The organism is Streptomyces sp. NBC_00316, assembly GCF_036158715.1.
Lineage (GTDB): Bacteria > Actinomycetota > Actinomycetes > Streptomycetales > Streptomycetaceae > Streptomyces.
Genome location: NZ_CP108023.1, coordinates 97,219 through 120,619 on the forward strand (window position 1 = coordinate 97,219; position 23,401 = coordinate 120,619).

19 protein-coding genes and 1 pseudogene are annotated in these 23,401 nt (G+C 67.5%); 13 read left to right on the top strand and 7 right to left on the bottom strand.

Annotation, left to right across the window (positions count from 1 at the left end; translation table 11 throughout):
- Positions 1 to 12: 12 nt before the first annotated feature.
- The 5 genes from OG878_RS00505 to OG878_RS00525 all read left to right on the top strand — a co-directional run bounded on the left by OG878_RS00505 (position 13) and on the right by OG878_RS00525 (position 3,116).
- Complete coding sequence (locus OG878_RS00505; protein WP_328884867.1) at positions 13 to 339, top strand: PadR family transcriptional regulator; 327 nt, start codon at positions 13 to 15, stop codon at positions 337 to 339.
- Complete coding sequence (locus OG878_RS00510; RefSeq protein WP_328884868.1) at positions 336 to 692, top strand: DUF1048 domain-containing protein; 357 nt, start codon at positions 336 to 338, stop codon at positions 690 to 692. The genes OG878_RS00505 and OG878_RS00510 overlap by 4 nt, the downstream gene beginning before the upstream one ends.
- Position 693: 1 nt before the next feature.
- On the top strand, positions 694 to 1,020 hold the full coding sequence (locus OG878_RS00515) for a DUF1048 domain-containing protein (protein WP_328884869.1): 327 nt from the start codon (positions 694 to 696) through the stop codon (positions 1,018 to 1,020).
- A gap of 306 nt (positions 1,021 to 1,326) precedes the next feature.
- Entirely contained in the window at positions 1,327 to 2,328 is a 1,002-nt protein-coding gene (locus OG878_RS00520) for an ATP-binding cassette domain-containing protein (RefSeq protein ID WP_328884870.1), read from the top strand.
- On the top strand, positions 2,325 to 3,116 hold the full coding sequence (locus OG878_RS00525) for an ABC transporter permease (RefSeq protein WP_328884871.1): 792 nt from the start codon (positions 2,325 to 2,327) through the stop codon (positions 3,114 to 3,116). Before OG878_RS00520 ends, OG878_RS00525 begins: the two co-directional genes overlap by 4 nt.
- 202 nt (positions 3,117 to 3,318) lie before the next feature.
- On the opposite strand, the gene OG878_RS00530 is transcribed toward OG878_RS00525, so the two are convergent.
- Positions 3,319 to 4,545 carry a cytochrome P450 gene (locus OG878_RS00530; RefSeq protein WP_328884872.1) on the bottom strand — a complete coding sequence of 409 codons (1,227 nt, stop codon included), beginning with the start codon at positions 4,543 to 4,545 and terminating at the stop codon, positions 3,319 to 3,321.
- 267 nt (positions 4,546 to 4,812) lie between these two features.
- Positions 4,813 to 5,229, bottom strand: a complete 417-nt coding sequence (locus tag OG878_RS00535) for a hypothetical protein (RefSeq protein ID WP_328884873.1) — start codon at positions 5,227 to 5,229, stop codon at positions 4,813 to 4,815.
- Between the two features lie 359 nt (positions 5,230 to 5,588).
- Here OG878_RS00535 and OG878_RS00540 point away from each other — a divergent pair, with 359 nt between their 5' ends.
- On the top strand, positions 5,589 to 6,308 hold the full coding sequence (locus OG878_RS00540) for a VOC family protein (RefSeq protein WP_328884874.1): 720 nt from the start codon (positions 5,589 to 5,591) through the stop codon (positions 6,306 to 6,308).
- A gap of 372 nt (positions 6,309 to 6,680) precedes the next feature.
- Complete coding sequence (locus tag OG878_RS00545; protein WP_328884875.1) at positions 6,681 to 7,115, top strand: hypothetical protein; 435 nt, start codon at positions 6,681 to 6,683, stop codon at positions 7,113 to 7,115.
- Between the two features lie 523 nt (positions 7,116 to 7,638).
- Here OG878_RS00545 and OG878_RS00550 read toward each other — a convergent pair.
- Positions 7,639 to 8,124, bottom strand: coding sequence for a lamin tail domain-containing protein (locus tag OG878_RS00550; protein WP_328884876.1), 486 nt, complete (start codon positions 8,122 to 8,124; stop codon positions 7,639 to 7,641).
- Positions 8,125 to 8,802: 678 nt separating this feature from the next.
- Between OG878_RS00550 and thpR the strand changes: the two genes are divergently transcribed.
- Positions 8,803 to 9,387, top strand: coding sequence for an RNA 2',3'-cyclic phosphodiesterase (thpR, locus tag OG878_RS00555; protein WP_328884877.1), 585 nt, complete (start codon positions 8,803 to 8,805; stop codon positions 9,385 to 9,387).
- Between the two features lie 138 nt (positions 9,388 to 9,525).
- Here thpR and OG878_RS00560 read toward each other — a convergent pair.
- Positions 9,526 to 10,274, bottom strand: a pseudogene (locus OG878_RS00560) (IS5 family transposase).
- Positions 10,275 to 10,859: 585 nt separating this feature from the next.
- On the opposite strand from OG878_RS00560, the gene OG878_RS00565 reads away from it, so the two are divergent.
- The 3 genes from OG878_RS00565 to OG878_RS00585 all read left to right on the top strand — a co-directional run bounded on the left by OG878_RS00565 (position 10,860) and on the right by OG878_RS00585 (position 16,086).
- The gene (locus OG878_RS00565; protein ID WP_328884878.1) at positions 10,860 to 14,039 is read left to right on the top strand and encodes a S8 family peptidase; all 3,180 of its coding nucleotides are present in this window, start codon (positions 10,860 to 10,862) and stop codon (positions 14,037 to 14,039) included.
- Between the two features lie 702 nt (positions 14,040 to 14,741).
- Positions 14,742 to 15,560 (top strand): hypothetical protein, encoded by an 819-nt coding sequence (locus tag OG878_RS00580; protein WP_328884879.1) that lies wholly within the window; start codon positions 14,742 to 14,744, stop codon positions 15,558 to 15,560.
- Between the two features lie 196 nt (positions 15,561 to 15,756).
- Positions 15,757 to 16,086 (top strand): antibiotic biosynthesis monooxygenase family protein, encoded by a 330-nt coding sequence (locus OG878_RS00585; protein ID WP_328884880.1) that lies wholly within the window; start codon positions 15,757 to 15,759, stop codon positions 16,084 to 16,086.
- Between the two features lie 112 nt (positions 16,087 to 16,198).
- Here the strand turns inward: OG878_RS00585 and OG878_RS00590 are convergent, their stop codons facing one another.
- Positions 16,199 to 16,699 carry a nuclear transport factor 2 family protein gene (locus tag OG878_RS00590; RefSeq protein ID WP_328884881.1) on the bottom strand — a complete coding sequence of 167 codons (501 nt, stop codon included), beginning with the start codon at positions 16,697 to 16,699 and terminating at the stop codon, positions 16,199 to 16,201.
- A gap of 378 nt (positions 16,700 to 17,077) precedes the next feature.
- On the opposite strand from OG878_RS00590, the gene OG878_RS00595 reads away from it, so the two are divergent.
- Together OG878_RS00595 and OG878_RS00600 are read left to right on the top strand one after the other, a co-directional pair.
- Complete coding sequence (locus OG878_RS00595) at positions 17,078 to 17,800, top strand: GNAT family N-acetyltransferase (protein ID WP_328884882.1); 723 nt, start codon at positions 17,078 to 17,080, stop codon at positions 17,798 to 17,800.
- 345 nt (positions 17,801 to 18,145) lie between these two features.
- A complete protein-coding gene (locus tag OG878_RS00600; RefSeq protein WP_328884883.1) occupies positions 18,146 to 19,261 on the top strand; it encodes a DUF4037 domain-containing protein in 1,116 nt (371 codons plus the stop codon).
- A gap of 400 nt (positions 19,262 to 19,661) precedes the next feature.
- On the opposite strand, the gene OG878_RS00605 is transcribed toward OG878_RS00600, so the two are convergent.
- A complete protein-coding gene (locus tag OG878_RS00605) occupies positions 19,662 to 21,068 on the bottom strand; it encodes a cellulose binding domain-containing protein (protein ID WP_328884884.1) in 1,407 nt (468 codons plus the stop codon).
- Between the two features lie 283 nt (positions 21,069 to 21,351).
- Positions 21,352 to 22,779, bottom strand: a complete 1,428-nt coding sequence (locus OG878_RS00610) for a glycosyltransferase (protein ID WP_328884885.1) — start codon at positions 22,777 to 22,779, stop codon at positions 21,352 to 21,354.
- Between the last annotated feature and the right edge of the window lie 622 nt (positions 22,780 to 23,401).

The following is a 23,401-nucleotide window of genomic DNA, read 5'->3' on the forward strand; positions in this document are numbered from 1 at the left end:
GGAGGACTCGCGATGGACGACCTGACGGAGATGCTGAAGGGCACGCTCGAAGGGTGCGTGCTCGAAATCATCGGCAGCGAGGAAACCTACGGGTATGCCATCACCCGGCAGCTGAACGAGCTCGGCTTCACCGACGTCATCGAGGGGACGGTGTACACCATCTTGCTGCGGCTGGAGAGGAACGGACTCGTCCAGGTGACGAAACGACCATCCGGGGTCGGTCCGCCGCGCAAGTTCTACGCGCTCAACGACGCCGGACGCGAGGAACTCGCGAAGTTCTGGACGAAATGGCAGTACGTCTCATCACGCATCGACAGGCTCAAGGAGGGCGGGAGATGAACTTCTGGGAGACGATCACAGGCAGCGATCTCACCAGGGAATGGAAGGCGTTCGAAGCCCGGGCCGAGGCCCTGCCAGACGAATACCGGGCGGCGTGGGAACAGATCAAGGTTGATCTCTTTCCCCATGGGGACTTCACCGGCCGCAACCTGATGCCGATCCTCGACGCAGCCCTGGGGCTGCTCGAGGAAACAGCGGCGGACGGGCAGAGCGTCCACGAGGTGCTCGGCGACGACATCCGAGGCTTTTGCACGGCGCTGGCCGGCGGAGAAGGGGCTCGAACCTATCGCGACCGGTGGCGCGAGCAGTTGAACAGGAACGTCGCAAGGAAATTGAGCCGGCTGGGAGGCTGACGTGGGCATTCAGGACATCATCGAGGGCAAGAAGCAGTGGCGGGCGCACACGGCTCGGGTCAAGGCGCTCCCGCCGGACTACCAGATCGTCTACAAGGAGATTCAGAAGTACCTGTTCAAGGTCGGACCGATCGACCTGCCTGACGGGCCCCTGCTCCCCGGGATCGTCGACTTCTTCCAGGAGGGCGCTGCCGCGGGCAAGGGGGTCTTGGCGCTCATCGGCAAGGACGTCGCCGCGTTCTGCGACGACCTGGTCAAGGACTCACGCACCTATGCGGACGTCTATCAGGAGTCCATCAGCGGGGAGCCCGGCACGGCCGAGAAGTAGCACCCGTCGCCTCATGCCGGTGGGCGTGGCCCGCACGCGGTTCGTTCGCCAGAGCGCAGCGCGAACAGGCGACGGGCCGACCGGCCACCAGAAGCCGCCGGAGACCTTTCCACCGGGTGGTTGAGCCGGCCGGCGAGACCTGGCTCAGCCCTGCCAGTGCCCCCGGCGGGCGGGTCTCCGGCGGCGGGCCGCTCAACACCATTCCCCATGACGACACGAGTGACGTGTAGTCACGGACAGTCTCAATTCGAGTTCCGAATTAGCTTCCACTCCCCCTGTGTCTTCAGCCTTCGGAAGGAAGTCACCATGCCTTCATTTGTCATGCCCACGTCCAGCCCAGGTGACGGTCACCCGTCGCCGACCGCGGTTTCCGCCGTCGGGCTACGCAAGTCATACGGCGAAAAGGTCGTCCTCGACGGTATCGATCTGCGCATCCCTGCCGGGTCTGTGTTCGCGCTGCTCGGGCCGAACGGCGCCGGCAAGACCACCGCCGTGAAGATCCTGTCCACGCTCATCACCGCCGACGCCGGTGACCTTCACGTCGGCGGGCACGACCTGGCCGCCGACCCACAGGCGGTCCGTGCCGCGATCGGTGTCACAGGCCAGTTCTCCGCCGTCGACGGCCTGATCACCGGCGAGGAGAACATGCTCCTCATGGCGGACCTGCACCACCTGTCCAAGCGCGAGGGCCGGCAGGTCGCCGCCGAACTCCTGGAGCGCTTCGACCTCGTGGAGGCCGCGAAGAAGCCTGCCTCCACCTACTCCGGCGGCATGAAGCGCCGCCTCGACCTTGCGATGACGCTGGTCGGCAGCCCGCGGATCATCTTCCTCGACGAGCCGACCACCGGACTCGACCCCCGTAGCCGACACAACATGTGGGGCATCATCCGCGGCCTCGTCTCCGACGGCGTGACCGTCTTCCTGACCACCCAGTACCTGGAGGAGGCCGACGAACTCGCCGACCGCATCGCTGTGTTGAACGACGGCAAGATCGCCGCCGAGGGCACTGCCGAGGAACTCAAGCGGCTCATCCCGGGCGGGCACATCCGGCTCCGCTTCACCGACCCGGTCCTGTACCAGTCCGCCGCTGACGCCCTGCGAGAGGTCAGCCGGGACGACGAGGCACTGTCGCTGTCCATCCCCAGCGACGGCAGTCAGCGCGAACTGCGTTCCATTCTCGACCGGCTCGACTCCGCCGGCATCGAGGCGGACGAACTGACCGTCCATACCCCCGACCTCGACGACGTGTTCTTCGCCCTGACGGGCCCAGCCAACGTCCCCGACCAGGCCAAGGAGACCGTCCGATGAGCTCCCTCTCCCTCGCTGTACGCGACTCGAACACGATGCTGCGCCGCAACCTGCTGCACGCGCGGCGCTACCCGTCAGGGACCCTGAACCTGCTGCTCACGCCGATCACGATGCTGCTGCTCTTCGTCTACATCTTCGGCGACGTGATGAGCGCAGGCATCGGCGGCGGCGGCGCCGACCGCTCCGACTACGTCGCCTACATCGTCCCGGGCTTGCTGCTGATGACCATCGGCAGCACCGTGATCGGGGCCGCGGTGTACGTCTCCATGGACATGACCGAGGGCCTCATCGCCCGCTTCCGCACGATGGCGGTCTACCGCCCTTCGGTACTCATCGGGCACGTTCTCGGCAGCGTGCTGCAATCCGTCATGAGCGTGGTCACCGTCGGCGCCGTCGGCGTGGCCATCGGCTTCCGTTCCACGGACGCAACCGCCCTGGAGTGGCTGGCAGCATTCGGGCTCATCGTGCTCTTCGCCCTGGCGCTCACCTGGATCGCGGTCGGCATGGGCCTGGCCAGCCCGAACCCCGAGGCGGCCAGCAACATGGCCATGCCGCTGATCCTCCTCCCCCTCATCTCCAGCGCCTTCATCCCGGCCGGCACCATGCCCGGCTGGTTCCAGCCGATCGCCGAGTACCAGCCCTTCACCCCCGCCATCGAGACCCTCCGCGGCCTCCTCCTCGGCACCGGGATCGGCAACAACGGCTGGATCGCGATCGCCTGGTGCATCGGCCTGATCGCGCTCGGCTACCGCTGGTCGACGGCGCAGTTCAACCGCGACCCGAAGTAAACGCGACCGCGCCGGCCGCCTCCCGCGACTCGTCCCGCCCCGTCCGCGTGCAGGTCTGCACCCGTATGCCCGACCGGCGGAGGGGCTGATTGATCGCCATAGCCCTTGGCGGGCCGGCTCCGGCCCGCTCCCGCCACATCGCACTGAGCCCATTCCAATTGCCCGGCACGCGAAGAGGGTGGGCGCGACGACGGGTGTGCGCTCAGCCGGTGACCGGGGTGAACCGCACCGGCAGCGACTGCGGGCCTCGGGTGAAGACGCCCTGTTCACGCGGGTCGAAGCCGTCGGCGAGACGGAGGTCGGGCATGGCGTCGAGCAGCTGGTTCAGACCGATTTCGACCTCTGCCTTGGCCAGCAGCGCGCCGACGCAGAAGTGCCGGCCGAGCGCGAAGGCCAGGTGGTCGGCCGCGGCCGAGAACGCCGAGGTCGTGGTGAGGTCGTCCCGGAAGATGTCGAACCGGTCGGGCTCACGGTAGCGGCGCCCGTCCCGGTTGGCGGCTCCGATGAGGCAGGTCACCGTGGCGCCCTGCGGGATGGTGCCGCCGCTGACCTCGACGTCGGTGGCCGACTGCCTCATGATCATGTGGACCGGCGGGGTGTAGCGCAGCGTCTCCGCGAAGGCCGCGGCTATCAGGCTCCGGTCCTCACGGACCGCGGCAAGTTGCTCGGGGTGCTGCAGCAGATTGGCCAGGATGCTGGCGATCGCCTTGTCGGTGGTCTCACCTCCGGCGGCCAGCAGAAGGCTGCAGAACGCCTTGATGTCCTCGTCGCTCATTCGGACGCCGTCGACCTCGGCAGCACACAGGCTTGACAGCAGGTCGTCACCAAGGTTGTCACGCCGCTCGCGGATGATCGGGATCATGTACTCGGCGAACTCCACACGCGTGCGCTCGCCGGCAGCGGTCACCTCGGCATCTCCGGAGAGGTTGCCGAGGAACGCGATCACCGCGGTGTACCAGCGGTGGAAGCGCGCATGGTCGGCCTTGTCCAGACCCAGCATGTCCGCGATGACGTTGACCGGGAGCCGGGTCGCGTAGTCGCTGACGATGTCGGCCGCGCCGGAGTACCGGAAGACATCGATGAGTTCACGCGAGTTGCGCTCGATGACGGGCAGGAACTTCTCCTGGAGGTCGCTGCCGCGGAACGCGGGCGCGACGAGCGCGCGGCGCACCGCGTGTTCCCGGCCGCTGACCTGAAGGATCGTCTTGCCGTGGACGGGCTCCAGCTGCCAGTTGTAGTTGTCGGTGGTGAACTCGGACTGTTTATCCTTGAAGACTCGTTCGACGTCGTCGTAGCGGGAGATGATGTAACTCTGCGTGGCCTCGTGCCAGATCAGCGGTTCCTTCTCGCGCATCGCCGCGTACGCGGCATAGGGATCCGTCGCGAACTCGGGCGAGAGGATGTCGGACACCTGGGGGGCAGTGGACACGGCACTCCTTGAGGTAGATGCGTATCGTCACAGTGCAGATTAATGATCTCTTGTTGACTCAAACAGTCTGCGCTTGAACGAAGTTGAGTGCCCGACAGACGATGTCTTGACAACAACGAGGTTGACGCGTGGACGGGCACTCGGCCTCGGCACAGGAGCCGGGGCAGAATCGTCCTGACGGCTGCCGGACCGGTGCAGGCCACTCCTGCTTCCAGTGAGCGGAGTCCTCGTCCGCTCTGGTGGTGGCCGCATAGCTCGCCTCGTCGACTACACCGAAGGCTGCACCCACGGAGCAAAGCGCCGGCCGGGGGCTGCGTCGTCCCGCCAGTACCTCAGAACGGTCTCATGCACGACCTCGAACCGGTCCGCGGCAATGAGGCAGGAGACAGGCTCCCCACCGCCCGCGTCCGCTTCGAAAGCGACGAGGACCGGTGGTTCCTCACCGAGCTGGCGAGCGACTCGCATCAACTCCTCGCTCGTCGGCACCCGGAAGACCGGATCATGAAACGTCGTCGGGCAGCTGACGAAAGCCGGATCGCCGAAGACCAGCTCCAAGCCGTGCTGATAGGTGAGGTCATGACCCGCTGCCAGACGAAACTGACCGGCATTCCAGGTGATGACGTCCCAGTCCCACCAGGACCCCTCGGGGAGCTGGACGCTGACGTGCTGGCGTTCCCTGCCCACCCCGGCCCCTCATGCCGTTCGAATAGATCGACAGGCTACACACAGACTCAGCACTCCGAACCTGACTTCTTACACGTGTGCGATCTCTCGCGCCCACGACAGCAGTTCACCGGTTCGGTAACGACTCCCGCTGGGGGCGAAGCCCTCTTCGAGATCCAACCGGTGCCCCACAGTCACGGACCACAGAAGTCGAGCCAGAACCCGAGTTCTGACGGCACGGCCCCGGCACGCCCGACGCGTGACCGCGCTCCCCCGCGACGGAAACTCTGATGCGGGTACCGCACGGCCACCCCTAGGCTGCGCTCGCGCGGCGGGCGAGACGCCGTATCGACCGTCAGTGGATCGGAGATGTTCGGGGTATGACCAGTCAACTGTTCGCGATCTGCTTCAATGCGACCCGGCCGTCGGGCCTGGCGCGGTTCTGGTCGGGGGTCCTGGGCTGGGAGTTGGCCGACGGTCCGGACGACGACGTCGCGATCCTGCCCCCTGATTCCGCCGGGTTCCGCGTCCGGTTCCTGCCGAGCCAGGAGCCGAAGATCGGCCAGAACCGGGCGCACTTCGACCTGACGAGCAGCTCCCCGGAGGATCAGCAGCAGACGGTGGCCAGGGCACTGGAACTGGGCGGGAAGCACATCGACGTGGGCCAGCTCCCGGAAGAGGGGCATGTAGTGCTCGCCGATCCGGACGGCAACGAGTTCTGCGTCATCGAGGCGGGCAACAAGTTCCTTGCCGACACCGGCGTCATCGGAGCGCTGGCCTGCGACGGAACGCAGGAGGTCGGTTACTTCTGGAGCGAAGCGCTACGGTGGCCGCTGGTCTGGGACCAGGACCAGGAGACCGCGATCCAATCGCCGAACGGCGGTACGAAGATCACGTGGGGTGGTCCTCCGGTGGCGCCGAAGACGGGCACGAACAGGCTGCACTTCGAGCTGGCGCTCCCTGCCGCCGCCGACTGGGAGGCGGAGGTCGACCGCCTGGTCTCGCTCGGCGCGACGCGCACCGACACCGGCGAGGGCGGCGGCCGGGCGCTGATGCTCGACCCCGACGGCAACGAGTTCTCCGTACAGAGGACCCGGTAGCACGGCTGTCTCGTGACAGGCTCTAGCCACCCGCCTCCATGTCCGCCAGGCATTTCCGGGCGCCCCGGGCCGCACCCTTCGGGGCCGCCCCTGTTGCCGCGCATGTCTCGCCTTTCTCGCAGACTCCACTCGCCGCACCTGGCGACGTGGCCCGCCCACCTGGCGCGCCCTCATTCGGAATTACCTGTTCCGAATGGGGGCACGCGACATTCCAGCCATTTGCATTTCACCACCCGAAATCCTCGTACCGAATAATTCCCGCCCATCGACACCCAGCCGCCCGATAACGCTCTTTCCGCCCTTGACAGCCGACTCGGCAAGGGAAAGACTGCCGATCTCGATCTTTGAATTAACTTCAAGGGGGATAAATTTATGCGCAAGTACATGATTCCGCTGAGCGTCGGCGCCGCCATGCTTCTCGCGGTGACCACGGCCGGCACTGCGCAGGCCGGACAGGGCAACTCCGACTGGCGCTACCTGGACTGCACCTCCTCCGGGGCCCAGGGGGAGCTCGGCTACCGGTGGTACAGCAAGGGCACCACGGGGGAGGTAGACCTGGAGCTCACCGCCCTCGACATCAACTCGGACGGCCACCACCCCGAGGTCAGGTTCGTTTCGAGGAACTACCCCGGGACGATCAAGTACTGGAGCTGGCATTCGTACGACGGCGGCGCCGGGAGCGGGCAGGCCTGGTACACGACGGCACAGAGCTCCGAAGGCCTGTACGCCATCGGAATCCAGGTGGCCAATGTCGAGGGCAGCGAAATCCTGACGTACAAGACCTGCTGGGTCATCGAATCAGCGTGACGCATCAACCCATTCATTAATTCACGCGGATTCGCATGACGCATGCCCCGGAACAGACCCGCACGGATTCAGAATCTCCTGTGAGTTCATGAGGGCTCCTGTGAATTCGAGGGCTCGTACGCGGCTTTCCGCAGCCGCGCACGAGCCTTCGCTGTGCCTTCATGCCTTGCCGTCCCCAAATGACTTCGCCCGAATGATTGCGCCCTTTCACCGTTCAAGCTCGAAGGTGAGGACGGCCATGGCTGCCGACGTCAGCCAGTTCGGGCTGCAACGAGCATGCCGGACGATCCGCCGGCGCTCGACGGTGGCCACACCACGTTCGATGGGGCAGCGAAGTCGGGGGTGACCTGCAGCACCGCGGGGCAGGCAGGGCTGCGGTCGCGCCCAGCGGTGCCGGCTTGTCGTGGCACCGCTGCGCGCGTGCGTGTGCGCCGGGCAGATCGGACTGTCCCGGCGCACGGCCTGCATGGATGGCGGAGCGCTCAGCCCGTCACGGGGGTGGGCAGTCGCTCAGCGCCGGGGGTCAGCGGCGGTGGTGGTGGCCCCGACCCCAGCCCCAGCCCCAGGACTCGGTGTCGACGGTGCGGCCACGGTCATCGCGCAGGGTCGCGGTGTCGGAGCGGTCGTCCCACACGTAGTTGCGGCGGTCCTGGTAGAGGTCGGTGCGGGTGTCGCGGCCGACACCGGTGTGGATACGGACGGTGGAACGGCCGGCGAGGCGGACGTTGTCGAAGCGGTAACGGTGACCGTCCTCGCCACGCAGCGTCCAGCCGTCCAGGTTCACCGCGCGGCGGGCGTTGTTGGTGATCGCGACCCACTCGGCGTTCAGCGACCGGTTGGTCCGGGTGTCACGGCCGGGGCTGTCGGCCTGGACAGCGCTGATCTCGACCCGCGGGTGCCGGTGACGGTCGTTGTCATGCGCGGACGCCGGCAGAGCGACGGCGGAGACGACGGCCCCGGCGGCCAGGACGGTGGCCGCCACACGGCGGGCGGTGACAGAAGCAGACATGGTGATGCCCCCTCAAGAACAGTGCCCCACCAGCCGATACAGGCTGCAGGGCGGTGCGGGTTCCCGGCCTCTCGTGGGCCGAGGACCCAAACTGTGACCCGTCGGCGAGGCCGACGGCACGCCCACCGCGACCAGTTACCGATTACGGACATTTCCGTTACCGTCGCCTGCAGCAAGCACCCACACGCCGCGGACACGGCCCCGACGTTCACTGATCACTACACCCACCCTTTCAATGATCAACAGCAACCGCTTGCGCGCTCCGGCGCACCACCGGTCGCGTCAATCGGCGCGTCACCGGTGCGGTGGACTTGATCTCGGTAACAGACGTCCCGCGCGCTTCTTCGCACACCTGGTAGGACATCGCACACGGGGCCGGACGCATGCGGCCTCTGCGACGGCGGAGAATGCCCCGGCAAGACCTCACCGAGCCGTCTGCCCGGGACACCGTCTGTGGCTTCTTCGATCCATGGCTGTTCTCACCGCATGGCCTGCCCTCATCGCCACGCGACTCGAGGGGCTCCCCCGTCACTTCGCCTCCGTAGTGAAATGTCGCTGCGCACGCTGCGTCCACCGCCGTGGCCAGGGAGAATGATGCGGATGCGGGGGTTTCGGCGGCCCCGGAGCCCGGTTCCTGCGCGGTGGAGGACATCGCCCGGATGGGGTACGAAGTCCGGTGTGAACGAACAGAATCAGCCCGCGCGCGTTCGCGTGTTCATCGCCCTCGCCCCGCCCGACCACGCGAAAGAAGAACTCGCCCGGGAACTGCGCCCCGCTTACGACACGCACCCCCACATGCGGTGGAACCGCATTGAGGACTGGCACATCACCCTGGCGTTCCTCGGGGAGCTTCCGGCCACGACCGTTCCGTTTCTGCGCCCGCCACTCGCCGACCTCGCGGCCGCCCACCAGCCACTGTCCCTGGCACTGCGCGGCAGCGGACACTTCGACGACCGGGTGCTGTGGAGCGGAATCGACGGGGACCTCGACGGACTGCACACGCTCGCCGCCGACGTGCGTACCGCGGTCAGGAACTGCGGTGTCGCCTTCGAGGGCCGGCCCCTGCGCCCCCATCTGACACTGGCCCGCGCCCGCCGGGGCGACCGGACCTCGGCGGCGGAGATCGCCGCAGGCATCACCGGGTTCACCGGTCACCGATGGCCGGCCGAACGTCTGCACCTGGTCGGCAGCAACATCGCCCGTAGCCGAGGACCGATCCACTACCGCGACATCGAGTCCTGGGCTCTGGGCAACGCGAACTGACTGCGCCGTCTTGTGCCCCCGCAATGCCGTCGGCCACCGCTTCGGCCACCTCAAGCAGAGCCTGGCCCGTTGCGCGTGGCAGCACAGCGCTGCGACGCCCGGCTCGTGCTCGGGCCGGGGGCCGGCCAAGAAGTCATCTCATTTGGTGAGCCTGTGGTGGCAGATGAGGGTGCAGACGATGCTGGTGAAGGCGAGGAAGTGCGTGGCTTCGCGCGCGTGGCGTCGGTGGAGAGAGCGGCGGCCGGCGAGCCAGCACATGGTGCGCTCGACGGTCCAGTGGTGGCGGCCCAGTCGCTGTGGGGACTCGACTCCTTATCCTTGCGATGCGTTGCCGAGTGCCGCACCGGTGCAACCATCGCCGCAGGTGGGAGTAGTCGAAGCCCTTGTCGGCGTGGAGCTTGCCGGGTTTGCGGCGCCGCGGTCCGCGGCGGGAGCGGATCGGCGGTATCCCTTGCACGAGGGGGATCAGGGCCCGGCTGTCGTGCAGGTTCGCCCCCGAGATTGCGACGGAGAGGGGCGGACCGGTCCGCTCGGCGATCAGATGGATCTTCGACCCGCACGTCTCCCGGTCGACAGGATCCAGACCTGTCAGGTCCCCCTTTTCAGGACCCGCATGTTCACCGAGTCGATCGCGCACCGGGACCAGTCCAACTCGCCGCGGGCACCGAGCTCGTCGAGCACCACGCGGTGAAGCTTGGCCCACACCCGGCCTTCGTCCACTCGGAGAAACGCCTGTGAGCCGTCGCCCCCGACGGGCCGAACGAAGCGGTGGGCAGCTGCTGCCATGTGCAGCCTGACGTGGCCACGAACACGATCGCGGCCGGCACCACCCGCTGAAACAACTCCCACAACTCATCCGGCGCCAGCCGCTCAACGATCCCCGCCATGGCCGGCAGCCTACCCAACAAACCAAATGAGATGACGTCTTGTCGTGTCGACGGATCGAGGTCCGGCGTTGATGGGTGATCACTTGCCGCCGATGCGGCGCCGACCGGAACGAACGTATTCCTCCCGCTCCGCGCCCGGCCCGGAACTGCATACCCCTGTTGGGAGTCAGTTTGAGCACTCGTCACCTCCAGCGGCCACTTGTACGGCGCATGGGTTCCGGGTGGCGCTCCTGGCCGCTCACGGGTCGCCTCGTTCGGCCGGCTCCCACTGAAGAACACACGGTTGACACCCAATGATGATCACACCGTTGACACTCTCTGTGGCTGGTGCTTCGCTGTGCGCCGTACCCCGGTCCGGCCATGCGATCCATGGGCCGGCACGGGGCGACTGAGCGAAAGGAAACCGTGAAACTCACATCCACGAAACCTGCGTTCGGCGCGGTCGTGGGGTTCAGTCTGCTGTTGGTCGCCGTTACCCCGTCGGCGTCCGTGGCACTCGCAGACCCCACCAACACAGCGCCGTCTCCGACGTCGGCTTCCGCTTTCAGGCCCGGCCCCGAGATCCAGGGCGCACCCCGGAGCCCCGTGCGGCGGTGGATCCCGCTGATCACCGGCGACCGGATCGAGGTGAACGAGAAGGGCGAAATAGTCTCCCTGCGTCGTGCCGAGGGCCGGGAAGACATGGCGATCCGGGTGGAAACCGTCGGCGGGCACACCTACGCCATGCCCGACGACGCGCGGAGCCTGGTCCAAAGCGGCCGGCTGGACCGGCAGCTCTTCGACGTCACCGCACAGAGTGCGCCCGCCTACGCAGATCGCCAGGGCCTGAGGCTCATCGTGAGGTACGAGGCGGACCGTCCGGCGGCCAGGACGGCGCTGCGGTCCCTCGCGGGTGCCAAGGTGCGGCGCACCTTGGCGAGCATCAACGCCGACGCCGTCACCGCCCCCGCGAACGGCACAGCGGACCTGTGGGCCACGCTCACCAGCGGGTCGGCAGACGCCACGAACCGCACCGTCGTGCCGGGCGTCGCCTCGGTGTGGCTCGACGCAGTCGTCCAGGCCTCCTTGGACAAGAGCGTGCCGCAGATCGGCGGGCCCGAGGCGTGGGCGGCCGGTTTCAACGGCACCGGTGCTCGCATCGCCATCCTCGACAGCGGCATTGACGACACCCACCCCGATCTGGCCGGGCAGGTCGTCGCCGCGCACAACTTCTCCGACGCGGCGAGCATCAAGGACCTGTACGGTCACGGCACGCATGTCGCGTCCATCGCGGCCGGTACCGGAGCCAAGTCCGGCGGCACGTACAAGGGTGTGGCGCCGGGAGCCCGCATCCTCAACGCCAAGGTCCTCAACGACTCCGGCAGCGGAACCATGTCCCAGGCCATCGCGGGCATGGAATGGGCCGTGGCCGAGAAGGCGGACGTCGCCAACCTCAGCCTCGGCACGACCAACGGCCCCCAGATCGATCCGATGGAAGCGGCCGTCAACAAGCTGTCGGCCGAGAGCGAAACTCTCTTCGTCATCGCGGCCGGCAACCTCGGCGCGTCCGGAGCCGGATCGATCGCCACGCCGGGCAGCGCCGAAGCCGCCCTCACCGTCGGCGCAGTGGACAAGCAGGACCGGCTGGCCCCGTTCTCCGGCATCGGCCCGCGTGCCGAGGACGGCGGGATCAAGCCCGACGTGACGGCGCCCGGCGTGGCCATCGGAGCAGCGGTCGCGCCCGGCAGCCGTTTGGAGGGCCTCGGGACTCCGGTCGCGGACGGCTACATGGCCCTCGACGGCACCTCCATGGCCAGCCCACACGTGGTCGGCGCCGCCGCCATCCTCGCTCAGCAGCACCCCGACTGGACCGGCCAGGACATCAAGAAGGCGCTGATCGCCTCGGCGACACCGGGCGGGTACACCGCGTTCGAGCAGGGCTCGGGCAGAATCGATCTGCGGACAGCGATCAAGCAGACCGTGGTCCCCCGGGAGACGTCGCTCTCGTTCGGTGTCGCGCAGTGGCCGCACACCGACGACCAGCCGGTCGGCAAGGGCCTCACCTACCGCAATCTGGGCGACTCTCCCGTCACCCTGAAGCTGACCATCGACGCGACCGGCCCGGACGGCAATGCCGCGCCCAGTGGCATGTTCACCGCCGACGACCAGGTCACGATCCCGGCGCACGGCGAGCAGACCGTGAAGGTCACCGTCGACACCCGGGTCGGCGGTGACACGTTCGGAGCCTTCAGCGGCCGGATCACCGCCGCCGGCGACGGGCAGACCGTCGGCACCGCGCTGGCCGTGGATCGCGAGTCGGAGCGCTACACCGTCACGGTGAAGCCCCTGGACCGCAAGGGCGAGCCCGCTCCCGCCGCATCCTGGGACGCCAACCTGGCCGGCCTGACCGGAGCCGCTCAGGGCCTCGAGAACATCGTGCTGTCCGGAGAGACGTACGCGGTGCGCGTCCCCAAGGGCCGCTACTTCCTCAACTCCTCGATCCGGGTGGACCCGGCGGGTTCGTGGACCCAGGGTTCGGACTGGTTCAACCAGCCCGCGCTCGAGGTCACCGGCGACACCACGGTGACGGTGGACGCGCGCACCGCCAAGCCGATCGATGTCACCGTCCCGGACCGCACCGCCCAGCAGTACCAGGGCCACATCAGCGCGGGCAGCGAGGCACCAGGCGAACGCTACGCCAGGTACGGGCTCTTCATCAGTACCTTCAAGGAGTTCCGCACCGCCCACCTCGGCCCGGAGGCGCCCGCGGGCCACGTGATCCAGCAGCTCGAGCTCGACTTCGTCAAGGGACACGACGAATACCACCTGGTGTACAAACCGCAGGGCGACAAGGTCATGACCGGCTTCACCGACCACGTCCAGTCCGGCGAGTTCGCCAAGGTCAAGGTGAAACTCGGAGCATCGGCGAAGAACAAGTTCGGAGGCGTCTCGACGGGGACCGCGGACGGTGCCGGCCTCCCTTATTACCATGCCCTCCCGTACATCGGCACCATGCACCTGTTCGCAGAGGACCCCTCGTGGAACACGGTGTTCTACCAGTGGGACGCGAACGGCGCAGAGCCGGACAGCCGCTATGAATCAGCCGTGCAGCCGTCGTTCCAACCGGGCCGTACGTACCAGCAGGTGTTCAATGTGGGTGTCTTCGGGCCCGATCTCCCGCCGGGTGCGGGCTTCAGTCGATTCAACGAATGGCTGATGGGCGATTTGCCCATGTTCTCGGATCACTACGACAGGTACAGCTACAACATGTCGCCGTACGACAGCGCGCTGACGACTTGGCACCGCAACGGAGTACTGGTCTACCGGAGCATCTACCCGATGGACACCCGCTACATCGCGCCGGACGAGCGGGCGGAATACCGGCTGACGGCCTCGATCGACCGCAGTTCGGTGGCCGACGTCTCCACGAGCGTCGAGGCGAGTTGGACGTTCTCCTCCGAGTACGCCCCGGGGTTCACCGCCCTGCCCACTTCCGTCGTGCGGTTCACCCCTGAACTGGCTCTCGACAACACCAGCAAGGCGCGGGCCAGGATTCAGGTGCCGGTGACGGTGAAGGGCTCCGCGGCGGGGAAGAACCTCAAGTCCCTGACCGTGCAGGTCTCCTACGACAAGGGTGCGCACTGGCAGAAGCTGGCCGTGTGCGACGGACGGATCAAGGTCACCAACCCCAAGGCCGGCGGCAGCGTCTCGTTCAAGGCCGAGGCAGTCGACCGACAGGGCAACACCGTCAACCAGACCATCTACGACGCCTACCTGACCAAGTAACCGTTCCTAGCCAGTGCGCATGAGTGAGTCGTGGGCCCACTGTTGCGTACTGGGCGCATCCCGAACGGTGTTGGATGCGCTGGGTTCCCGCTTTCGCTTCCCGCTCGGCGACGGCCCTTCGGGGGCCGGTCCGTGGTGGGTGGGCGGGTTCCCTCACGCCCCCGTGCGCCTGGTCCGGCCTGGGCGGTCCGATGCCCCGCACGATCACTCCGGTCGTGTGGGGGCGGTGCCGTCCGACGCCGGACCGGATGGCCGAGGGCGCGTCTCCCGATCGCGATACCCGCGGCATCGTGACGGGACATGGTGCGGTGTGGGGTGGTCAGCGGTTTCTGCCAGTGCTGGGCACCCCACAGGCTGGTGTAGGCCGGGTCGACCGCGACAATGTTCGGAGCCCTCGTGCCGAAGCCGGCTGAACCGGGAGACCGCGGGCTGAGCAGGAGCGGTCAGGTCATGGTGCGGCGGCCTGGTCGTGGGCGTCGGCAAGGCCTGCACGACCTCGTCGGCGAACTTCTCCACCCGAAGAGTTCCGCACCCGCTGGGGCTCCCACACCGTCCGCCACCACGGCACCGGGGTTCCGTCGTCCGAGAGCTCACCCATCGCCTACGAAGCCCGGAAATGGCCGCCGCCCCCGGACGGCAATGTGATTGACAGCGGCACCGAGTACGTCGGAAGGTGCATGCTCGGACGACTGGGGTGGGAACGTGGAACGGCAGCAGTGCGTGGAGCGGTGTTCAGAGCTTTTCGCGGTGGGTGGCTATGCCGCTGTGAGAGCAACGGCGGTGGCGGGACTCGAGGAGTTCGGACCGGATCCGGTGCTCTTCCGCTGGCTCGGACAGGCACACGCCGCGGAGGATGAGGACGATCACGACCGCGAGGCTGAGGCAGCGTATCGCAAGGGCCTCGCACTGACACCCGACGATCTCGGGCTCCTGGTGTCGTTTTTGGAACTGTGCCTTCGCGCGGACTCCTTCGACTACCCGGAGCGGGCGCACCGGGCGGTGGGCCTGCAGGAAAGGATCGAAGAGCTGGCTCCGCCCGGGTCTGCTGAACGCGAGCGCGTCGACGATGCGACCGGCTGGGCCGGACGGGGTTACTGGGACGACCTGCAAGCAAGCGCTGCTTGGGGGCACGCCCAGCAGTCGGCCCTCGCGGAGCAGAGTGTGCTGGTCACCGACGCGCTGCGGCGAGCGGCTCGCGGTGAGTCCGGCGAGGACACCGGTGAGGACCTCCAGGCGGCTGAACTGGCTGCGGCGGTTGAGTTGCTGCAGGGGGCCCGGAACGCACCGCTGCGCCTGCTTCTCGCCCACCGGGTCGCAGCGTATGTGCTGACATTCGCCCTGTCGTTCGGCCTGAACAAGGCACTGGTGTGGAGCGGAACGCTGGACTTCAGCCTGTGGGGCTGGGGGTTCTGGGTCCCCGTTTTCGTTGCCGAAGCCAAGCTCCGCCAGGCCAAAAGGCTGGGGCGGGAGCGCGTCATCGCGCGCATACAGGCGCGCCACGACGTAATGGACACCGTCTGACAGCCGACCCGAGCAAGCGGATTCGGGGGTGATGAGGTGCGCGCCGCTTGGCACCTACTGACCGAAAGCGCTGCCCACCCCTACCGCCCGCAGCTGGTCCGGGGAGACGCCGAGGCCGATCAGTACCTCGCGCGCCTGGTCAGCTCTCTGGCGCGCGAAGCCCGTCTGCCGGCATCCCATGCGGCAGGATGGGGCCATGAGCGTAGTCAAGATCAACGTACTGACCGTCAGCGCCGAGCAGCGGGAGACGCTGGAGAAGCGCTTCGCCTCCCGTGCCCATGCCGTGGAGGGCTCTGACGGGTTCGAGTGGTTCGAACTCCTCCGGCCGGTCGAAGGCACTGACAACTACCTCGTCTACACACGGTGGCGTGACGACGAGTCCTTCCAAGCCTGGATGGAAGGCCCCATGAAGACGGCTCACCAGGGCAGTGGCGCAAAGAGCGGTGAGCGCCCTCAACCAGCGGCAAGCGGGTCCACGCTGTGGTCCTTCGAGGTCGTGCAGCAGGCCGCGCCGACCAGCGCGTAGACAGGTCGTGGCGGCCGGCAGGGCGCAGGCGTGTTCGGCCCCCGGGGTCACCTTCTGAGCAACCTGATGACCACCGGCTTTGATCACCAGAACCGGCGGTCCTCCTGTGCGGTCAGGACATGACCTTGTCCCGCAGGAATCGGGCGGCCTCGGTGAAGTCGGCCATGGGTAGGTCTGTGGCGGCGATCAGACCGACCTGGGTGAGCACGGCCGCTTGGTCCCAGTAGAGCCGTTCGCTCTCCATCAGGTCGTCGCGGAATTTCACGACCACCACCAGTGGCACTTCGACGGTCCGTCCGGTCGCAGCCAGTCCAGGCAGCAGGAACGGGATCTCCTGGTCGTGAGTCATCCGCATGATGATCTCCTCGACGAGGAAGTCGCTGCCCACCGACCGATGGACTGTCTCCGTGGTGGTGTTCTGCGGAATGCCCGGAATGAAAACGTCGCGGTAGTAGCCCCGCAGGTGGTTCTTGCCGAAACCACCGCTCATCGTCGGCAGATGCATCACGCTGGCGTCCTCCACCATGGTGGCCACCGTCGGGTCGGCGTCCTTGATGTCGAACTCGTACGCCGTGTGCTGCTCCCACAGCGCGACCATTTCGTCTTGGTTCACGATGTCTCCTCCACGGATCCGTCCCGTCGGCCGGGGCTCTTTACTGATCAGCCCCAGCCGACCAACGAACACCGCCACGCACAGGATGCGACCAGGCGTCCACGAGAACGTACGAGAGCCGTCCCGGTGGCACGGGCCGCCGCCCACCCCTTCCGAGTCCGGGGTCGACCTGCGACTGACCATCCGTCATGTCATGAGTCGCATCGCGAGGGTTGGCCAGGACGACAACGGATCACTCAGCGTCACAGCACCACGGAAGCTGAGCCGGAGCCACGACGCGTGAAGCCGGCCTTGCCCTGCTCAGCCCCGTCGGCCGATGGCTGTCTGGCCGGTTTATTCCGCAGGTCAGTCGGGTGTTCGGACTGGCAGAATCGGGTCATGCCGATAGATCCCTTGCTGGTCAGAGCCCGTGGGCTGTGGGAGGACCTGGCCTCGGTGCCGGTGTCGTTCGCGCCGGACGGGGGTGTGCGCGTGGTCGTCTCGCCGGAGTCGGGCCTGTGCCCGGCCGGCTGGGTCGGTGTGGTGATGCTGGGAGGATCGGCGATCGTGACCGCGCCCAGCGAGGACGCTGCTGCGATCGTTCGGGGCGCTTTGGCGGGGTTGGCAGCGGAGGCTGTTGCCGATGCGGGTGCGGTCCGCGAGGTGCTGTCGGTGGCCCGGGTGCTCGGGCCGGCAGCGTTGGCGTACGTGTCCGCGGACGCGTTCCGCCGGGTGGAGCCCGGTGTGCTGATGGTGGAACAGTTGCCGGGCGAGCACCCGGACCTGCGGGGCCTGGAGAAACAAGCGGGCGAGGAGGACACCGGTGAGGCCGGCCTGGAGGAGATCACCTCGCCCGCGTTCGTGGTCCGCGAGGGCGGCCAGGTGGTCGCCGCTGCGGGATACCGGGTCTGGCCGAGCCGGACCGCTCAGATCAGTGTGCTGACCGCCCCCGCGTGGCGGGGCCGGGGGCTGGCCCGTGCGGCGGGCTCGGCAACGGTGGCACACGCGCTCGCGGCCGACCTGCTGCCCCAGTGGCGGGCCCGTGTGCCTGCCTCCCGACGGGTCGCACTCGCGCTGGGCTTCCGGGAACTGGGCGCCCAGCTCAGCATCAAGCTCGCGTGATCGGAGCGTTCACGGGGGACGGCGGCAACGCACCGGATCGCCTCTCCCCCGGCCCTCATTGGCTGCCGCAGCATGTTGCTGCTCGCTCTTTCGGTGCCTGCTCAGCGGCCGTGTGACGGTGAGCATGCCGTGCCGTCCCGCCCCGGCCGCCACGAGATCGGTGTCCGGGCGGGTGCAGGCTCGCCCCCCAGGGCCGGTGCACCCGACGACCTCGGCGTCATTCATGTCGGCGTGCCGGACCGTCACCCTTGACTGCACCAGGCCGCGTGGAGCAACGCTCTCGAAGCTCTGGAAGCGATGGTTAACCGATGGCCTTCGCAAGAGGGCATCCAGCACAGTGGGACGATGACGATCTCTGGCGCCGCATTCATGCCCGGCATCGAGCTGTCCAGGGCCCTGTTCGAGGGGGCGGTACGGCCGATTCTTGAGGATGTCTTTCCAGGACTGCGCTACGCGGCTGCCCGGGTTGGCAGCGGTTCTGAGGTGCTGGGCTTCGACACACCGCGGTCCGCGGACCACGAGTGGGGTCCTCGGCTGGAGCTCTTTCTGACAGCCGAGGACCACGCCCGATACGACGCGGGTATTCACCGTGTCCTGGCCGAGCGGCTGCCGAAACAGGTACACGGCTGGCCCACTCACTTCCAGGAGAGCCAGGATCCGCTGGATCCGGTCGGGCGCATGCATCTGACTGATGGTCCGATCAACCATCGCGTAGACGTGTATGCCATGGATGAATGGGTGGCCGGGCAACTCGGACTGCGTCCGGCCGACGCGGAACCGAGCGTGAGCCAATGGCTGGCGATGCCCCAGCAACGGCTCGCCGAGATCACCGGCGGCAGGGTGTTCCACGATGATCTCGGCGCCTTCACCGCCGTCCGGCGCATGTTGGCGTGGTACCCGGAGCAGGTGTGGCGGTACTTGCTGGCGTGCCAGTGGCAGCGCATCTCGCAGGAAGAGGCGTTCGTGGGGCGCTGCGCCGAGGTCGGTGACGACATCGGCTCAGCCGTTGTGGCCGGCCGCCTGGTGCGAGATCTGATGCGGCTGTGCCTGCTCCTGGGCCGGCGCTATGCCCCCTACGGCAAGTGGCTCGGCAGCGCGTTCGGCCGGCTGCCGGCGGCAGGGCTGGTCGCCCCGTCGCTGCGCGGTGCGCTTGCGGCGACGGATTACCCCACCCGGGAGAGACATCTGTGCGATGCCTACGAGGCAGCGGCTTCACTGCAGAACGCATCCGGGCTCACCACCCCGGTGGACCCGAAGCGTCGGCGCTATCACTCGCGCCCCTTCCTGGTTTTGCACGCTGAACGCTTCGCGCACGCACTTGCCCGGATCATCACGGACCCCGCACTTCGCGATCTGCCCTTGGTAGGAAGCGTGGACCAGTGGGCAGACAGCACGGACCTGCTCCACCGGTCCCGCGCCATCCACGCCGCTACGCACGCGATCAGTGATGAGAATCCCTGACAATCCCCAGGGCACTCGCATTCCCCACGTGGCGGCGGGACTTCCGGACAGACCGTTAGGTCATGAAACTCCGCCTGCCTAAGGGCTGTCCCGTAATCCCTGGTGGATCAGCGCGCGGCGTCAGATGCGGTGCATCGCAAGGCGGAGGGACGTCCGCATACTGGGCGTATACGGGCGTTCCGACAACGCGGCGAGGTGCCGTAGCTGTCGTCGTGCGCCCGCCAGGGGTTACGGGACAGCCCTTAAGGTGCTCGCTCTTCTCTGGCTTTGCTGGAGCATTTACCGGCCTGGGATGTTTTGTTGAGCGAGCGTCCGAAGCTTCGCAGTATGCCCTCTCGCTCTTGGCGTACCCCGTCCCCGTCTGAAGGGCTGCCCGGCAGTCGCGCAAAATGCCGCAGGTTCAGGACTTGGGGACGGTGTTGATGTAATGGGTGCCGCTGTCGTAGAGGTTGTTCACAGCCTTCTGCACATCCGTCAGGGACTGGGCCTTGCCGGCTTTGTAGTAGAACCAGTTGACCCGCATGTCCCAGGTGCGCGGACCCGTGAAGGGGAGGTCCACGAACCAGGTGTTGAAGTTGATGGACATGTTCTGGCGCGGGAAGTATTTGCCGCCGCTGCTGAACAGCTTGTGGCCGTCCACCGAGTAGGTGGCCACGCCGTGCACGGCCGTGATCATCATGGTGTGCCAGCCTTGAAGGCTGGAGGTCAGTTTGTGTGTGACCCGGTCCCCGGTGTCGGCGCTGTACCAGCTCGTGGTGTCGAGTTTGGGCCCCGGCGCACCCCAGCCCCCGTTCGGCATGTACTCGTTGTCGAGTTCGCTGTAGCGCGAGTTGTCGGGCGAGATCGTGTAGAAGGACTCGTTGACGTGGTCGCCGTTGCGACCGCTCGTGGGCTTGTCGTTGAAGTAGATCCGGGCGGCGTAGGTCCCCGTCATGAAGCCGGTGCCGCTGCTCTGCACCTCGGCCTGCTTGGTGCCCGCCTTTGTCCCGTCGGTACTGGCCCGCAGTTGCAGGACCTGTCCGCCCACAGCGGTTTTCTCGGCCGGGAATGTGACGCCTGCGGCCGACCATGTGTCGTGGATCCCCGGGCCGCCGGGGCTGGTGCGGACCAGCCAGCCGTGCGCGTGGAGCGCGGGATCGTCGGGGCCGCTGTAGTGGAAGTTGTCGAACATGATCCCGCGCGGGTGGGCAGGCCTCGGGCGGGGGGCGGACGAGGCCCGTGCGGGCGCGGCGGCGTGGTCAGTGGAGCCTGTACGCCTGGTGGGGCTGGTGGGCTCGTCCCCCCAGACATGGGCACCGCGCAGGTATCCGGTCACCGTCTTCGACGGCTGAAAGGTGGTGGCAGCGGCATTGAACGAGCGGTCGTCCCGCTGGTCCAGCTTCCTGCCGTCGGGGCGGTACAGCTGCAGTCCGATGGCTCCGCTCTTGGCACCGGGTGCCAGGCTGCCGGCGCCCGGCGTGAAGCTGATCTGGAGGTAGCGGTCGGCGGTGGTGGCTGGATCAGCCGGCGCAACGGTCTCCCCGGCGATGTTCGAGCAGCCGACAGCGGCCTGGACGCAGTTGAACGCGTACGAGGAAGTCCCGTCCGCGGTGAAGTAGTACCGAATCGCCACGTCCGACAGGAGCACCCTCTTGGGGGAGGTGTTGACAACTTCCAGCCATGGCCGAGCCACCGCGGCCGTGGCAGGGCTCCCGGCCTTGTACCGGATGGTGAGCTGCGGAGGCGCCTGGTGCGCGGCACGCCATTGGGGATAGAGCGCGAGACCACCGGCGACGACGGCGATCACCAGGAACAGCGTCTTGAACACGGTCCACGCACGACGTCGAGGCCCGCGGCCGTCGTCAGGGCGGACAGGGCGGACGGTAGGGCGGGCAGGGCCCACAAAAGCTCCTAGGAAGGGGCGATACCGGGACCGGTGCGGGTGACGGTGGCGGAGGCTGGCGCCGTCCTCCGTGAGCACGTTTGACCTGGACGGTCAGGACGGGCAGCGGCGGTACTCTCCGTCGTACCGCCGCAGAGCGGGTCGCCGGCCGTGTGGGATCCCGTGTGTGCCGGCTTTCGGACGGCTCCTGCTCCGGACCGGGCGGCGCCTACCGGACGGCGTGCGCCGGGGAGCCGGGAGAGTCGAAGGCCGGAAGTGCGACCCCGTCGTCCGGGCTGTACGTGGGCCTGGTCCGTGCGTTCGCAGTGCCGCCCCACGCCTGGTGAGGGACTGCGGGGGACGCGGCCAGAGCGCCGCCGGCCTCGGGGGTTTCGGCGTCCACGCCGACCTCGATCTTGGCGCGGGTGCCCCACTTGGTGCGGCGCAGGGTCGCCAGGGACCACAGGCGCAGCGGCAGCAGCAGCCCGATGTTGAGCAGCGCGTACAGCGGAGCGGCGAGGAATGTCAGCACGCGGTCGACGAGCCCGACCATGGCGGCGCCGCGCAGGTAGTGGAGGGAGCGCACCCACGACATGACGCACATGTAGGCGATGTAGCTGGCGAGCAGGGCCCAGCCGGTCGGATGCAGCGCGATGGCCACGAGGGCGGTGAGCAGGGCTGCGGTGAAGCCGACCCAGGTGACGAGCTCGATCAGATTGAGCCACCAGTACGTGCGGCGCAGCCGGAACTTGGCGAAGAGCAGGAACCCCTCGCGGATGAAGGACTTGCCCCAGCGGATCTGCTGGCGGATGTAGTGCCCGAGGCGTTCCGGGACGTCGGTGTAGCCGACAGCGGACGGCTGGATGAGGGACTTGCCCTCGGTGAGGCAGTAGTACGTGAGGCGCCGGTCGTCGCCGAAGGTCGCGGGGCGTCCGAGGAACCGCTGGTCGAGGAAGTCGTCGAGATTCTTGCGGATGACCCAGCCGCGGTACATCGCGAGGGAGCCGCAGGCGCACAGGACGGAGCCGAGGCGGGAGTAGGCGACCCGTTCGCCGAGGAAGGCGTTGACGTAGCGCATGTCTATCAGGCGCGTGAGGAGGTTGGTGGCGCGGTTGTGGGCGAGGACCAACCCGGTGACGCAGTGGACACGGCGCTCCCCGAAGGGCTGGGCGAGCTCGGCGACGGCGTGCTGGTCGAGCACCGTGTCGGAGTCGATGCACAGATACGCGTCCGCGAGCGGTTCCTGCCGGAAGCCTGCGGCGAGCCCGTGGCGCTTGCCGCGGTTCTCGGGAAACCGGATGAAGCCGAGACGGATTCCAGCACGGTCGAACTGCGGACGCATCTCGCCGATGAGGGCAGCGGCGGACTGGTCGGCGGAGCAGTCGTCGATGACCGTCAATGACTGAGGTGGCAGGGTCTGCGCGAGGATGGATTCCAGGCAGCGCCTCAGCATCGCGGGGGATTCGTTGTACACCGTGACGACCCCGTGAATTTCAAGCTGACGGGTCGTTTTCTTGAACGTGAGCCCGGGGCTGCGGCGCCGGCGGATGGACAGGAGCAATTTGACACCGAGGAGGGAGCCGACGGCCATCCCGTACCAGTGCAATTGGCGCCAGGACGCGTATATCTGGTCCCAGACGTGTATGAGGGTATGCATGACGAGTGAGGGCTCCCTAACATCGTCGATTTGCTCGTACCCCGAGTATTAAAACTTGTGTGTCCCAAATGAAGACGTTTTGTCTGAGACATACGACACATGAAGCTTCCGCGGCACCCGTGAGCAGGCTTAATCAGGCCGCAGTTCCAGGCGGGGAAGGGTGCGTTATCCGAGCCGCCCGGGAGCAGAATTTCATCGGGAATGTATGGGGCTCGTCACTTTGAGTTCCGCAAGCTTGTGTCTCCTGTATCCGGGAGTGGAGTTCCGCGTTCGCTGATGCATGATCGTCTGTCTTGAGCATCGGCGTCGATCGCAACAGGCGTGGAAACTCGCCGTGCACGGACAGCTCGGCGGCCGGACTCGACTTCGTCGGAGCCGCGATCGGTGCGCTGAGGGTTTTCGGGGGTCGTACATCCGGCCGGGTCCGGCCCGTCTGCAGCGGGTGGGCCCGGCCCCGGCTGCGTGGTGGGAGGCCGTGATCGCCATGGCACGGCGGGGCGTGGCCGAGCGTGGACCTCGCCGGCTTCCTCGCTCTCCTGGATACCCGCCCTGTCCCCCATGGGCTGCGGGCCGGGCTCGAGGCGGTACTCGCCAAGGGCCTGGGCGTATCGCCCGCCACGGC